Source organism: Caulobacter sp. 05L422, from assembly GCF_056397765.1.
Genome location: NZ_JBFTOB010000010.1, coordinates 56,873 through 69,850 on the forward strand (window position 1 = coordinate 56,873; position 12,978 = coordinate 69,850).

Genomic DNA, 12,978 nt, shown 5'->3' on the forward strand with positions numbered 1-12,978 from the left:
TAGACTCGCGTACCACCCTTGATCAAACACCGGAAAGCGGCAGGTAGCCGCATGGAAACGGAACGGGAACATGCTATAGGCGTGAGCAATGCTCGCGGCGACCGCCCTTCCTCCACGCTTTCAAGAGTGGTTCGCCTCGCGCGGCTGGGCGCCCAGGCCGCATCAGCTGGCCATGGTCGACAAGGGCCGACAGGGCCGCGACGCCCTGCTGATCGCCCCCACCGGCGGCGGCAAGACCCTGGCAGGCTTCCTGCCCAGCCTGATCGAACTGGCCGAGCGCGCGCCGCGCAACACCCCGGCCGGCGTCCACACCCTTTATATTTCCCCGCTCAAGGCCCTGGCGGTCGATATCGAGCGCAATCTAGCCACGCCGATCCGCGAGATGGGCCTGAACATCGTCGCCGAGAGCCGCACCGGCGACACCGGCGAGGCCCGCAAGCAGCGTCAGCGCCTGCGGCCGCCCGACATCCTGCTGACCACGCCCGAACAGCTGGCCCTGTTCTGCGCCTGGGAAGGCGCGCGGAACTACTTCGCCGACCTGTCCTGCGTGATCATCGACGAGGCCCACGCCATCTGGCCGTCCAAGCGCGGCGACCTTCTGTCGCTAGGCCTGGCGCGGCTGCAGCTGTTCGCGCCGAACCTGCGGCGGGTCGGGCTGTCGGCGACGGTGGACGATCCGGACCTGGTGCGGCGGTGGCTGGGCGTGAACCGCTCAGACCCTCCCCCCGTGGGGGAGGCGACGCGGAGCGTCGGTGGGGGGAGTTTTGATGCGCCCACCGCTCCCCCCTCCGTCGATCTTCGCTCGACACCTCCCCCACAGGGGGAGGGCCTTGCCTTGCCCACCCACGAGGTCGACCTCGTCCTCGGCTCGGGCGGCGCCCAGCCAATCGTCGAGGTGCTGGTCTCCGGCGGCAAGGTGCCGTGGGCCGGCCATACGGCGCAGCACGCCATGGCCGAGATCTACGAGATCATCAAAGGCGCCAAGACGGCCCTGGTCTTCGTCAACACGCGCTTTCAGGCCGAGTTCGCGTTCCAGGAGCTGTGGAAGCTGAACGACGACGGCCTGGCCATCGCCCTGCACCACGGCAGCCTGGCGGCCGAGCAGCGGCGCAAGGTCGAGGCCGCCATGGCGCGCGGCGAGATCCGGGCCGTGGTCTGCACCTCGACCCTGGACATGGGCATCGACTGGGGCGACGTCGACCTGGTCATCCAGCTGGCCGCGCCGAAGGGCGCCTCGCGGATGGTCCAGCGGATCGGCCGCGCCAACCACCGCCTGGACGAGCCCTCGCGCGCCATCCTGGCCCCGGCCAACCGCTTCGAATATCTGGAGTGCCGCGCCGCCGCCGACGCCATCCTGGGCGGCCACTTGGACGGCGAACCGGCCCGCACCGGCACGCTGGACACCCTGGCCCAGCACATCATGGGCTGCGCCTGCTCCGAGCCGTTCGCCTTGACCGATCTCTATGACGAGATCCGCACGTCCGGCCCCTATGCCGACCTGTCGTGGGAAGACTTCGAGACTGTCGTCGATTTCGTCTCGACCGGCGGCTACGCCCTGCGCACCTACGACAAGTTCCGCCGCATCGTGCCGGGCCAGGACGGTCTCTGGCGCGCGCGCAACCCCCAAGCGGTGCTGGCCCACCGGATGAATGTGGGGGCCATCGTCTCGCCGGCGATGATCAACGTGCGGATCGGCGGCGGCAAACGCCCGATGGGCGGACGCAAGGTGGGCGAGGCCGAGGAAGGCTTCTTCGAGGCGATGAAGCCCGGCGACACCTTCGTGTTCGCGGGCCAAGTCTGGCGGTTCAACAGCCTGGTCGGGGCCGACGCCTTCGTCACCCCCGCGCCGGACAAGGACCCGATGATGCCCAGCTGGGGCGGCTCGAAGTTCCCGCTGTCGACCTATCTGGCCGGACGCGTGCGGGCGATGATGCACGACGAGCGCGAATGGCCGGCCCTGCCCCCCGACGTGCAGGAATGGCTGAACTACCAGAAGGTCCGTTCGATCATGCCCGATCAGGACGAGATGCTGCTGGAGACCTTCCCGCACGGCAAGCGCTTCCACCTGGTCTGCTACCCGTTCGAGGGCCGCCTGGCCCACACCACCCTCGCCATGCTGCTGACCCGGCGCCTGGACCGACTAGGCATCGGCCCGCTGGGCTTCGTGGCCAACGACTACGCGGTCGCCATCTGGTCGCTGAAGCCGATGGATGGGCTGGATCTGGACGAGCTGTTCGCGCAGGACATGCTGGGCGACGACCTGGAGGCCTGGCTGGACGAGAGCTTCCTGATGAAGCGCGCTTTCAAGGCCTGCGCCCTGATCTCCGGCCTGATCGAGCGTCGCCATCCGGGCCAGGAGAAGTCCGGCCGCCAGGTGACCTTCTCGACCGATCTGATCTATGACGTCCTGCGCCGCCACCAGCCCGACCACCTGCTGCTGCGCTGCGCCCGGGCCGACGCGGCGACCGGTTCGCTGGACGTGGCGCGGCTGGGCGACCTGCTGGCGCGGATCGGCGGCGGGCGCATCCGCCACGCGCCGCTGGACCACGTTTCGCCGTTCGCCGTGCCGATCATGCTGGAGATCGGCCGCGAACGCGCGCCGGGCGACGCGGCGGGGGAAATGATCCTGGCCGAGGCCGAGGAAGACCTGATCGCCGAGGCGATGGCTTGATGAGAGTATCTGCGACGTGACCAGTCTGGCGTTCCAAATCGGCGATTGCGGCGGCCTGCGGATCGAGATCGCAGGCACGCGGGCCGTGCTGCGCCACTCAGGGGCGCTGTGGCTGGAGGCCGAGCGCACGATGGTCGTGGCCGACCTGCACTTCGAGAAGGGCAGCAGCTACGCCGCGCGGTTCGGCCAGATGCTGCCGCCCTACGATACCCGCGAGACCCTGGACCGGCTGGAGCGCGAGTTGGCGTCGCTGTCGCCGGCCACCCTGGTCTTCCTGGGCGACAGCTTCCACGATGGGGCCGGCGAGGATCGCCTGCCGGCCGACGATCGTGCCCGCATCGCCGCCCTGGCCCTGGGTCGCCAATTGGTCTGGGCCGTGGGCAACCACGACGAGGACGGTCCCCGCGCCCTGCCCGGCGACATCGTCGATGAAGCGCAGATCGCCGGCCTGACCTTCCGCCACGAGCCCCTGCCCGGCGCCCAGCCCGGCGAGGTGGCCGGCCACCTGCATCCGGCGGCCAAGGTGACCAGCGGCCGGGCCACGATCCGCCGGCGTTGCTTCGTCACTGACGGCGCGCGCCTCGTCCTGCCGGCCTTCGGGGCCTTCACCGGCGGGCTGAACATCCTGGACCAGGCTTTCGCCCCGCTGTTCGGCGGTCCGCCCCTGGCCGCCGCCCTGGGTCCCCGTCGGGTGCACGCGGTCGGCTGGAAATCGCTGCGCCCTGATTAGACGGATCACCCTTCGCGCCCGGGCGTTTGATCCCCGGGACGTTGGAAGGAGTATCGTTATGCGACCGATCCTGATCGGCATCGGCGCCGTTCTAGCCCTGTCAGTATCGCCGCCGGCCGCCATGGCCGGCGAAGCCCCGGTCAAGACCGTGGCCAAGCTCGACGCCAAGGACCCGAAATACGACACCGAAGCCTGCAAGGCGCTGCGCGCCAAGGCGATCGACTACGAAAAGCCCGGCCTGCTCAACAAGGCGCTCAGCATGGGCGGCAACGCCGTCGTGCCATTCGCCGGCACGGTGGCCTCGGCCGCCCTGGGCATGCAGCAGGGCAGCAAGGAAGAAAAGCTGAGCAAGCAGGTGGCCGCGGCCTGCGTGTCCGACCCTCTGAACGAGGAAACGCCGTTGATCAATGCGCCGAAGGCCGAGGTCGTCTCGGTGGTCGACGCCCCGAAGGCCAAGGCGGCCTCGGTGGTCGTGGTCGCCGCGCCGGTGGCCGATGTCGCCACGGCCGGAGCGGTGAACGCGGCGGCGACCGAAACCGTGGCCACCACGCAGTAGTCGTTTCTAGAGGTGGAGAGCCTGTTCCAGGGCGAAGGCCAGGGAAATGGCCGCGCCCGAGGTCAGCAGGGTGCGCAGGCGCGGACGCCAGGCCGGACCGTCATGATTGGTCACGTCCCACAGCCATTGCAGGATGAAGACCAGCAGGAAGCCGGAGAGCTGCCAGGCCGGCTCGAACTTCAGGCCGCCCAGCAGAAGGCCGAAACCGGCCAGGGGGAACAGCAGCGACAGGCCCAGGGTCATCCAGCGGGGGCTGGGGCGCTCGATCTCGAGACCGCAACGCACGCCGCCCAGATACGACATCATGGCGCTGGAATAGGCCAGCAGGCTGATCAGCGCGACCTGGCGCATGTCGATGGGGCCGTAGCAGAACAGCACCGAGCAGACGACGAAGGGAACCAACGTGGCCAGACCGCAAACCCATACGGCCGGGGGTACCGGCACGCGATCCTGCGTGTGATCGGCCGCTGCTGCTTCAAACGCCATGTCTACTCCTTCGGGCGCGAGCTCCGACGCGCGCCCTTCCCCCCGGAAGGGACCGACTATTACCGAGGTCTGCCCATAGGTCCACGGACGATATTTGGCCACAGGACACAGCCTGTGGACGAGCATCGCGGGGCGTTCGCCTAAAAAGGTCCGAAGAGCTTGGCTTTAAAGGCCGGACGGGCCGTTTCGACTCAGCGGGCCCAGGTCGACAGGCGGCTGAGGGTTTCGCCGTCCAGGGCGCCGGAGGTCTGCAGGTTCTGGTCGCGCTGGTACGCGGCGATGGCCATCTGCAGGGCCGGCGAGGTGACGCCGTCCTGGGGTCCTTGATAGTAGCCCAGCTTGGACAGCGCGCGCTGGGCGGTGGCCAGGCCGGCGCTGGGCGCGGCGACCGAGGCGACGGCTTGCACGGGCGCGGCGGCGGCCTGCGAGCGGAAGCCGCTGGCCGAGCGCTCGGCGATCCGCTGGCCTTCGGCGGTCAGCTGAGCGCGCAGGGCCGTGGCCCGGGCGCGCGAGGCGGTGTCGCCCGACCGCGCCGCGATCAGGTACCACTTGTAGGCCTCGGTCGGGTTCTGGCTGACGCCCCAACCGCCTTCATAGAGCTGGGCCAGGTTGAACTGGCTGTCGACCAGGCCCAGGTCCGAAGCCTTGCGGAACCAGCTGGCGGCCTTGGTCGAGTTCCGTTCGCCGCCTTCGCCCTTGTAGTAGTAGAGGGCCAGGTTGTGCATGGCGCGGGCTTCGCCGGCCGTTGCGGCGCGCTCGGTCCAGCGACGGGCTTCGACGAGGTCCTTCTTCACCCCGCCCTCGCCGACCTCGTACATCTTGGCCAGGTAGAACTGGGCGCGCGGCAGGCCGAGGTTGGCGGCCTTGCGCAGGCTTTCCAGACCCGTGCGGTCCTTGGCTTCGATGCGGCGCACGCCCTCGTCGTAGAGAGCCTGGGCGTTCTCGCCGGCAGGCGCGGCGGCGGCGGGCGCGATCTCGACCTGGGACGCTTCGACGGGCGTCGCGGAGGTCAGCGCCACGGCGGCGCGGGCCGGGCTGGTGTCGGTTTCGGCGGTGCGGATCTCGCCGGTCGCCTTGCTGGCCGTGCCTTGGGCCACGCGGTCGGGCACCGGGCCGGTGCCCTGGGCCATGCTCATGATCACGCCGGCCGAGCCGACGCCCAGGCAGGCGGCGGTGGCCGAGACCATCAGCGCGGTCTTCAGGCCGCCCTTCTTGGCCTTCTTCTCGGACTTCTTGGCGCCGAAGCCGGCGAACAGCGAGGTCCCCGCCTTCTTGGCCTTGGGTTGCTTGTCCTTGCCCTTGGCGTCGCCGACCAGGGCTGCCTGGCGAGCCGCGGCCCGGGCCTGCTCGATCACTTCGCGCGTCGACAGCGGGCGTCCGGGCGCGGCCGGCTCCACCGGAGCCGAGAATTCCGTGGCGGCGAACTCGGGGGCCGAGAAGTCGCTGTCGTAGTCGGCTTCCGGCTCGAACGCGGTTTCCGGCTCCAGGGCCGAGGTGAAGCCGTCGGCGGCCTCGAAGTCCTCGTCGCCGAACTCGAGCTCGGGCGGTTCGCTGGTCGGGAAGGCCGTGGGTTCGAAGGCCGGGGCGATCGGCGCGGCGGTGCGGGCGGGCGTGGAGGCCTGGGCCGGCATGAACGCGGCCGGCTGGTCGAAAACGTCTTCCGGGACGGCCTCGCCGCCGAACGAAAAGCGCTCGCCGTCGTCGAAAGGCGACGGGGCGGGACGCGCGGGCGGCGCTACTGCGGCGGCGGCCTGGTCGGCCAGACGGCGCTGGGCTTCGGCCAGCTTGGTGTCGATCTTCTCGCGCGCTTCCTCCAGCAGGCGCGCGGTGCGCTCCTCGCTCTGGCGGATGCGGTCGACCAGCTCTTGCGAGGTGCGCTCGTGGCGCTGGTTCAGGCGGTCGGTGACGCGGGTGACCTGGTCGCCGACGTCGTCGATGGCCAGGGCGTTGCGGCGCTCGGCGTTGCCGATGCGCTCGGCCAGCTTCTCGGTGATCCGGGCGATTTCCGTGCCCAGCTTCTCGAGGGCCTGGGCCTGGACGCTGTCGGCCCGGTTCAGCTTCTGGTCGATGCTGGCGGCGACCTGCTCGATGGCGGCGGTGTTGCGGGCTTCCGAGGTCTGGACGCGGCGGTTCAGGGCGTCGGCCATGCCGACGACTTCGCGGCCCATGCGCTCGATGGCCTGGGCCGAGCGCTGCTCGGCGGCCTGCACGTGGGCGGTCATTTCGCCCAGCTTGAGCTCCATGCGGTCGAAGCGGCCGTCGGCGGACTGGCGCAGCTTGGCGGCCATCTCCATCCGGGCGGCTTCCATGCGTTGGGTCAGGCTGCCGGTCAGGTCGTCCAGGCGCTTCTGCACGCCTTCGGCCGGGTTGCTGCTCTCGACGGTCTGGAGACGGCCGTCCAGGGCGCTGAACGAGGCGTTCAGGGCCTGCAGGGCCTCGGCCGTGCGGGCCTCGGCGGCTTCCAGGCGCTGACCCAGACGGGCCACGACTTCCTCGACCAGGGCCGACGGATCACCGGCCCCGACGCCGGCCTGCCCAACACCAGCCTGGTTGTCCAGGCGCTGTTCCAGGTGGGCGATGGTCTCGCGGGTGCGGGCTTCGCCTTCGTAGAGGTGGCCGGCGACCTTGCCCAAGGCCCCTTCCAGGGCGCGCAGGGCTTCGGCCGAGCGCGGGCCGGCGGCCTCGTTCTCGACGCGGCGCAGGCGCTCGGCGGCGCGGGTCTGGTCGGTCTTGATCTCGTCCACCACGCCTTCGAAACGGGCGGCCACGGCGACCTGCTCGCGCTCGGCGGCGACCAGGCGCTGGAGGGCGCCGCGCACGGACTCGTCGATGCCGGTGATGGCCTGGGCCGAACGCTTCTCGGCCGCCTCGATGCGGTCGGTCAGGCGGTCCAGGGCGACGGCCACGCGGCCGACTTCATCGGCGGGGTGCTCGCGGGCTTCGATGCGCGACGGCGCGCCGCCGCGGGCGGTCTCGTAATAGGAGGGATTGGTGCGGGCGTTGTCGACGGCCAGAGAGGGTCGGCTGGGCTCGCCGAAAGCTTCCAGGGCGGAGGCGTCGAACCCCTCGCCCTCGATGATCATTCGGTTGAGCCATTCACCCAGCGTCATGCCGGAGCGACGCGCGAGGTCCTTAGCGACCTCCCGTGCCTTGGGGTCTATCCCCTTAACGCTCCATGGCGCCGCGGCCGTCATCCGAATCGTTCCCTATGCACCTGGGAACCAACGCTAGACACCGATTCCTAGCGTGTAAACGCGACCTCAACCGCTACATATAGCAATGGTCAAGATTAACTGTGGATGGTTAACAGGCACACCTTCTCAACGTGTGTACCTAAGATTCGGCTGCACGTGGTTAACGGGCGTTAACGATTTGCATGGCCGATTGTCGCAGGCCATGAGAGGCGAATGGACCTTCAAACGACCCTCGCCATCGCCGTGGCCGCCCTGCTGTTCACCGTCTTCTGCGGCTGGCGCGGCGCCCGTCCGATCAATGTTTTAAAGGGTCCGCGCATGATGCCGTGGCGTCCGCTGATGGTGGCCGGCGCCGTCGTGACGATCCTGATGGCGGCCCATATCCTCAATCTGCTGGGGATGAAGACGGGCGACCCGCGCTACTAGGTCGCGGCCTTTTCGTCAGGCCGGAGACCCCGCCGGACGAGAGCAGGCCGATGTCCGCAAGCAAAAAGGGTATGGCCCACTTGTGAGGCGCGGCAATGTAGCGCGGCTGCCAGACCGGATCGTACTTGTCCTTGTACCGTCGCACGCCCTGGAAATTGTAGATTTCCTCGCCGCGCTCGTAGAGCAGGCGGCCCACGCGCGACATGATCGGGGCCAGCGGACGATCGTCCAGGCCGGCCAGCGGAGCCACCCCGAACTCGAACGCCTGGTAGCCCTGCTCCTTGCCCCAGCCCAGCAGCTCGACGAACAGGTAGTCCATGACGTTCTTGGGCGCTTCGTCGGAGTAGCGCATCAGGTCCATCGAGAACGAGACCTTGCCCGCCGTGGGCCACAAGGTGGCGAAGGCGACGATCTTGTCCTCGACCCGCACCAGGGCGACCGGGAACTCGGCGACGTAACGCTCCTCGAAGCCGCCCATCGAGAAGCCCTTCTCGCCGCCGGCGTGGTGGGCCAGCCAGGCGTCGGAAATCTGCTTCAGCTCCGGCATGATCGTGTGGACCTGCTCGGCCGGGATGACCTCGAAGGCCGCCCCGCCCTCGCCCGCCTTACGCCAGTTGCGGCGCAGGACCTCGCGGCGGCGGCCCGACAGTGAGAACGCCTCCAGCGGCACCGCGGCGCTCTCGCCGGTCTTCTGGATGGCCAGGCCCAGGTCGACGCTGTCGGGCAGGTCGGTCGGGCCCAGGGCGTAGAAGCCGACGCGCGCGGCGTGGGCGTCGGCCTGTTCGCGGAACCGCCAGAACAGCTCCATCCGCTCGTCCTCGCGTCCGACCGGCGGTCCCATGGCGATCCACGAGCGGCCGCGCACGCCGAACATCAGGAAGCTCTCGCCCGAGGCCGAGAACAGGAAGCGCTTGTCGCCCAGCAGTGCCAGGTTCGAGGACGGTTCGGCGTCTTCTGCCTTGGCCAGGATGGCGCGGACGCGATCGAACTCGGGGTCGGTGTCGTCGACCACCGGCGGCGTGGCCGGCGTCGCGATCAGCCGCCAGACGCCGATGGCCATCAGCACGATGGCGGCGGCGGCCGACGAGCGGATGGCCCGGGCCACTTCCCGGTCGCCGATCGTCTTCATCACCGACTGGTCGGCGTATTCGGTGTGGGCGAAGGTCCACCAGCCGCACAGGGCCACCCCGATCAGGGCGGCGGCCGCCGACAGCAGCCAGCCGGGCGTGATCTCCATCCGCGACAGGGCCGCCTTGCGCGGGAAGGCCTCGTGGAACGGCAGCATGGCCAGCAGGATCGCTGTCAGGATGACGGTCTCTTCCCAGTTCAGGCCCTTGAACAGGGCCAGGACCGCGCCGCCGGCAAGCGCACACAGCGCCGCCCACCAGGCCGCGTCCAGGCGCGAACGCAGGCCGAAGGCCAGCAGGATCAGCACCAGCCCCAGGATCGACGAGACGAAGTGGCTGACCTCGATCAGCGGTCCGGGGGCCACGGCCAGCCAGATCGCGAAGCGGGTCGGCTCGGACGGCGTCGCGCCCGAGGCCAGCAGCAGGATCCCGGCGCAGGCCGCCAGGATGGCCGACAGCGTCGGCGCGACGGCGAGGAAGGCAGGCCTCAGTTGCGGCGCGGACATCAAGACCCCTGATCGGCGAATCCCGGCGGGACACGTCATCGTCTCCCTCTATAGCGCGGCTCGCCCCCGGCGGTCGCCCATCGCATGACGAACACCTGTTTGAATAAGCTTGCCCCTGCCGTTTCATGGCGTAGTCTGCGCGCCGACGACGCGGAAAAGCGCCGCGAACGCGACCAAGACGAGGGAGAACGGCCATGGCGGATTTCGGCGGCGAACTGGACACCTTCCGCGCCGAGACGCGGGCCTGGCTCGAGGCCAACTACCCTTCGTCGCTGAACGCCCCGATGGGCGAGGACGACGCGCCCTGGGGCGGCAAGACGTTCAAGTGGAAGAACCCGGACGCCAAGCTGTGGCTGGACCGCATGGCCGAGCGCGGCTGGACCGCCCCGATGTGGCCCAAGGAATACGGCGGCGGCGGCCTGTCCAAGGCCGAGAACAAGGTGCTGGAGCAGGAGCTGCGCCGCCTCAAGGCCCGCCCCGCCCTGATGAGCTTCGGCATCTGGATGCTGGGCCCGGTGCTGCTGGAATACGCCACCGAGGAACAGAAGCAGCGCTTCCTGCCGCAGATCGTGCGCGGCGAGACCCGCTGGTGCCAGGGCTATAGCGAACCCGGCGCGGGCTCGGACCTCGCCTCGCTGCAAACCAAGTGCGAGGACAAGGGCGACCACTGGCTGATCAACGGCCAGAAGGTATGGACCAGCTACGCCGACCAGGCCGACTGGATCTTCTGCCTGGTGCGCACCGACACCACCAAGAAGCACGAGGGCATCTCGTTCGTGCTGTTCGACATGACCTCGCCCGGCGTCGAGGCCCGGCCCATCAAGCTGATCAGCGGCAACTCGCCGTTCTGCGAGACCTTCTTCGACAATGTGAAGGTCCCCAAGGAGCAGCTGGTGGGCAAGGTCAACGGCGGCTGGGACATCGCCAAGCGCCTCCTCCAGTACGAGCGCCAGAATATCTCGGCCTCGGGCTTCGGCGGCGGCGGGGGGCTGGACGTGGTCGAGGCGGCCAAGAAGGAGATCGGGGTCGACGCGTCCGGCAAGTTGGCGGACGGCGACCTGCGGGCCCGCATCGCCCATCACCGCATGGACGCCCACGCCTTCATGCTGACCGTGCGCCGCGCCGAGACGGAGTCCAAGCAGGGCTCGGGCCCCAGCGCCGCCGTGTCGATCATCAAGTACGCCGCCGCCAAGATGAACCAGGAGCGCACCGAGCTGCTGGTCGAGGCCCTGGGCCTGCAGGGCCTGGGCTGGGAAGGCGAAGGCTTCGCCAAGGACGAACTGGCCGCGCCCCGCGCCATGCTGCGCGCCAAGGGCAACTCGATCGAGGGCGGCACCAGCGAGGTGAACCTCAACGTCGTGGCCAAGCGGGTGCTAGGCTTGCTGGATCACCAGTAGCGACGGCGCGAGACCATGATCGAGTTCTGGTACGAGTTCGGCAGCACCTACAGCTATCCCGCCGCCATGCGCATCGAGCGCCTGGCGCAGCAGGCCGGCGTGGTCGTGGCCTGGCGGCCGTTCCTGCTGGGGCCGCTGATGCACGACCAGCAGGGCCTGAACGACAGCCCGTTCAACGCCTTCCCGGTCAAGGGCGACTACATGTGGCGCGACCTGCAGCGGGTCTGCGACATGGAGGGCCTGCCCCTGGTCCATCCCAGCCAGTTCCCCCGCAACGGGCTTCTCGCGGCGCGCGTGGCGATCTGCGGGCTGGAGGACGGCTGGACGCCGGCCTTCAGCCGCGCGGTCTACACGGCCAATTTCGTCGACGACCAGGACATCTCGAAACCCGAGGTGCTGGCCCCGCTGATCGCCTCGGTCGGCGCCGGGCCGGACGCGGTGCTGGCCGCCGCCGCCACGGATCCCATCAAGACCCGCCTGAAGGACCATGTCCGCCAGGCCCAGGAGCGCGGCCTGTTCGGCGCGCCCTCCTTCCTCACCGCCGACGGCGAGCTCTTCTGGGGCAACGACCGTCTCGAACAGGCCCTCGACTGGGCCGTCCGTCATCAGAACCTGGAGCAAGCCTGACATGGCCGTCCTGACCGAAGAACAGACCATGCTGCGCGACGCCGCCAAAGGCTGGACGCAGGACAGCGCCCCGGTCGGCGCCCTGCGCAAGCTGCGCGACGGCGGCTCCAAGCAGAGCTTCGACCCGGCGGCCTGGGCCGAGATGGGCGCCATGGGCTGGGCCGGGGTGATCGTGCCGGAGGATTTCGACGGTTCGGCCTTCGGCTATCTGGGCCTGGGCCTGATCCTGGAGGAGACCGGCCGCAACCTGGTGGCCTCTCCCCTGCTCTCCACCGCCCTGGTCGCGGCCTCGGCCCTGGTGCTGGGCGGCTCCGACGCCCAGAAGGCCGCGTGGCTGCCGAAGATCGCCGCCGGCGAGGCCGTCGCGACCCTGGCCGTCGACGAGGGCTCGCACCACGCGCCGCTGAACATCGCCCTCTCGGGCGGGCAATCGGGCAACGGCTTCGTCTTGAACGGGACCAAGACCTTCGTGATCGACGGCGAGGCCGCCGACCTGCTGATCATCGCCGCCCGCACCTCGGGCGCGGCGGGCGACAGCGACGGCGTCACCCTGTTCCTCGTGCCGGGCGACGCCAAGGGCGTGACCCGCACGCACCTGGCCCTGGTCGACAGCCGCGGCGCGGCCCAGATCACCTTCGACAAGGTGGAGGTCGGCGCCGACGCCGTGCTGGGCGAGGTCGGCAAGGGCTGGGCGATCCTGGAGCCGGTGCTGGACCGCGCCTATGCCGGCCTGGCGGCCGAAATGCTGGGGACGGCCACGGCCGCCTTCGAGATCACCCTGGACTACATCAAGACCCGCACCCAGTTCGGCCAGGTGATCGGCACCTTCCAGGCCCTGCAACACCGCGCGGCCAAGCTGTTCACCGACCTTGAGACCACCCGCTCCTGCGTCGAGGCCGCCCTGGAAGCCGCCGACGCCGGTGGGGACACGCGCCTGCTGGCCTCGCTGGCCAAGGCCAAGGCGTCCGAAGTCCTGCACCTGGCGTCCAACGAGATGGTCCAGATGCACGGCGGCATCGGCATGACCGACGCCCACGACGCCGGCCTCTACATGAAACGCGCCCGCGTCGCCGAGGCGCTGTTCGGCTCGGCGTCGTTCCACCGCGACCGCTACGCCAAGCTGTCGGGTTTCTGATCCAATCCAGTGTTGTCATCCCGGGCGTAGCGAAGCGAAGACCCGGGACCGCCGGAAGCGCTGAGTTCACGCGTCGGTCCCGGATCGGCGCGCTGCGCGCTTGTCCGGGATGACAAGCGATAG

Annotated in this window: 10 protein-coding genes; 7 read left to right on the forward strand and 3 right to left on the reverse strand. The window is 69.6% G+C overall.

Going from position 1 to position 12,978, the window contains the following annotated elements:
* Nucleotides 1-88: 88 nt before the first annotated feature.
* Genes AC1DMQ_RS11245 through AC1DMQ_RS11255 form a run of 3 tightly spaced genes read left to right on the forward strand, consistent with a single transcriptional unit; the run spans nt 89 to nt 3,957 of the window.
* The gene (locus tag AC1DMQ_RS11245; RefSeq protein ID WP_477033645.1) at nt 89-2,671 is read left to right on the forward strand and encodes a ligase-associated DNA damage response DEXH box helicase; all 2,583 of its coding nucleotides are present in this window, start codon (nt 89-91) and stop codon (nt 2,669-2,671) included.
* Nucleotides 2,672-2,696: 25 nt separating this feature from the next.
* A complete protein-coding gene (gene pdeM / locus AC1DMQ_RS11250; RefSeq protein ID WP_477033743.1) occupies nt 2,697-3,401 on the forward strand; it encodes a ligase-associated DNA damage response endonuclease PdeM in 705 nt (234 codons plus the stop codon).
* Between the two features lie 58 nt (nt 3,402-3,459).
* Entirely contained in the window at nt 3,460-3,957 is a 498-nt protein-coding gene (locus tag AC1DMQ_RS11255) for a hypothetical protein (RefSeq protein WP_477033646.1), read from the forward strand.
* A gap of 6 nt (nt 3,958-3,963) precedes the next feature.
* Here AC1DMQ_RS11255 and AC1DMQ_RS11260 read toward each other — a convergent pair whose 3' ends face one another.
* Nucleotides 3,964-4,443: a DUF3429 domain-containing protein gene (locus AC1DMQ_RS11260; protein ID WP_477033647.1), complete on the reverse strand. Its 480-nt coding sequence runs from the start codon at nt 4,441-4,443 to the stop codon at nt 3,964-3,966.
* A 191-nt stretch (nt 4,444-4,634) separates the two neighbouring features.
* Nucleotides 4,635-7,637, reverse strand: coding sequence for a peptidoglycan-binding protein (locus AC1DMQ_RS11265; RefSeq protein ID WP_477033648.1), 3,003 nt, complete (start codon nt 7,635-7,637; stop codon nt 4,635-4,637).
* A 213-nt stretch (nt 7,638-7,850) separates the two neighbouring features.
* On the opposite strand from AC1DMQ_RS11265, the gene AC1DMQ_RS11270 reads away from it, so the two are divergent.
* Complete coding sequence (locus AC1DMQ_RS11270; protein WP_477033649.1) at nt 7,851-8,063, forward strand: hypothetical protein; 213 nt, start codon at nt 7,851-7,853, stop codon at nt 8,061-8,063.
* On the opposite strand, the gene AC1DMQ_RS11275 is transcribed toward AC1DMQ_RS11270, so the two are convergent.
* Entirely contained in the window at nt 8,023-9,696 is a 1,674-nt protein-coding gene (locus tag AC1DMQ_RS11275; protein ID WP_477033650.1) for a phosphatidylglycerol lysyltransferase domain-containing protein, read from the reverse strand. The two genes, AC1DMQ_RS11270 and AC1DMQ_RS11275, sit on opposite strands and share 41 nt — an antisense overlap.
* Before the next feature lie 194 nt (nt 9,697-9,890).
* Here AC1DMQ_RS11275 and AC1DMQ_RS11280 point away from each other — a divergent pair, with 194 nt between their 5' ends.
* The 3 genes from AC1DMQ_RS11280 to AC1DMQ_RS11290 are packed head-to-tail and all read left to right on the forward strand — an operon-like array spanning nt 9,891 to nt 12,855.
* The gene (locus tag AC1DMQ_RS11280; protein ID WP_477033651.1) at nt 9,891-11,093 is read left to right on the forward strand and encodes an acyl-CoA dehydrogenase family protein; all 1,203 of its coding nucleotides are present in this window, start codon (nt 9,891-9,893) and stop codon (nt 11,091-11,093) included.
* Nucleotides 11,094-11,108: 15 nt separating this feature from the next.
* Nucleotides 11,109-11,720 carry a DsbA family protein gene (locus AC1DMQ_RS11285; RefSeq protein ID WP_477033652.1) on the forward strand — a complete coding sequence of 204 codons (612 nt, stop codon included), beginning with the start codon at nt 11,109-11,111 and terminating at the stop codon, nt 11,718-11,720.
* A gap of 1 nt (nt 11,721) precedes the next feature.
* Complete coding sequence (locus AC1DMQ_RS11290; protein WP_477033653.1) at nt 11,722-12,855, forward strand: acyl-CoA dehydrogenase family protein; 1,134 nt, start codon at nt 11,722-11,724, stop codon at nt 12,853-12,855.
* Nucleotides 12,856-12,978 lie beyond the last annotated feature (123 nt).

Excerpts from the sequence above, each read along its gene's own strand:
- AC1DMQ_RS11265 (WP_477033648.1), bottom strand. The coding sequence starts at position 7,637 with ATGACGGCCGCGGCGCCATGGAGCGTTAAGGGGATAGACCCCAAGGCA.
- AC1DMQ_RS11290 (WP_477033653.1), top strand. The coding sequence starts at position 11,722 with ATGGCCGTCCTGACCGAAGAACAGACCATGCTGCGCGACGCCGCCAAA.
- AC1DMQ_RS11285 (WP_477033652.1), top strand. The coding sequence starts at position 11,109 with ATGATCGAGTTCTGGTACGAGTTCGGCAGCACCTACAGCTATCCCGCC.
- AC1DMQ_RS11245 (WP_477033645.1), top strand. The coding sequence starts at position 89 with ATGCTCGCGGCGACCGCCCTTCCTCCACGCTTTCAAGAGTGGTTCGCC.
- AC1DMQ_RS11270 (WP_477033649.1), top strand. The coding sequence starts at position 7,851 with ATGGACCTTCAAACGACCCTCGCCATCGCCGTGGCCGCCCTGCTGTTC.
- AC1DMQ_RS11275 (WP_477033650.1), bottom strand. The coding sequence starts at position 9,696 with ATGTCCGCGCCGCAACTGAGGCCTGCCTTCCTCGCCGTCGCGCCGACG.
- AC1DMQ_RS11255 (WP_477033646.1), top strand. The coding sequence starts at position 3,460 with ATGCGACCGATCCTGATCGGCATCGGCGCCGTTCTAGCCCTGTCAGTA.
- AC1DMQ_RS11260 (WP_477033647.1), bottom strand. The coding sequence starts at position 4,443 with ATGGCGTTTGAAGCAGCAGCGGCCGATCACACGCAGGATCGCGTGCCG.
- AC1DMQ_RS11280 (WP_477033651.1), top strand. The coding sequence starts at position 9,891 with ATGGCGGATTTCGGCGGCGAACTGGACACCTTCCGCGCCGAGACGCGG.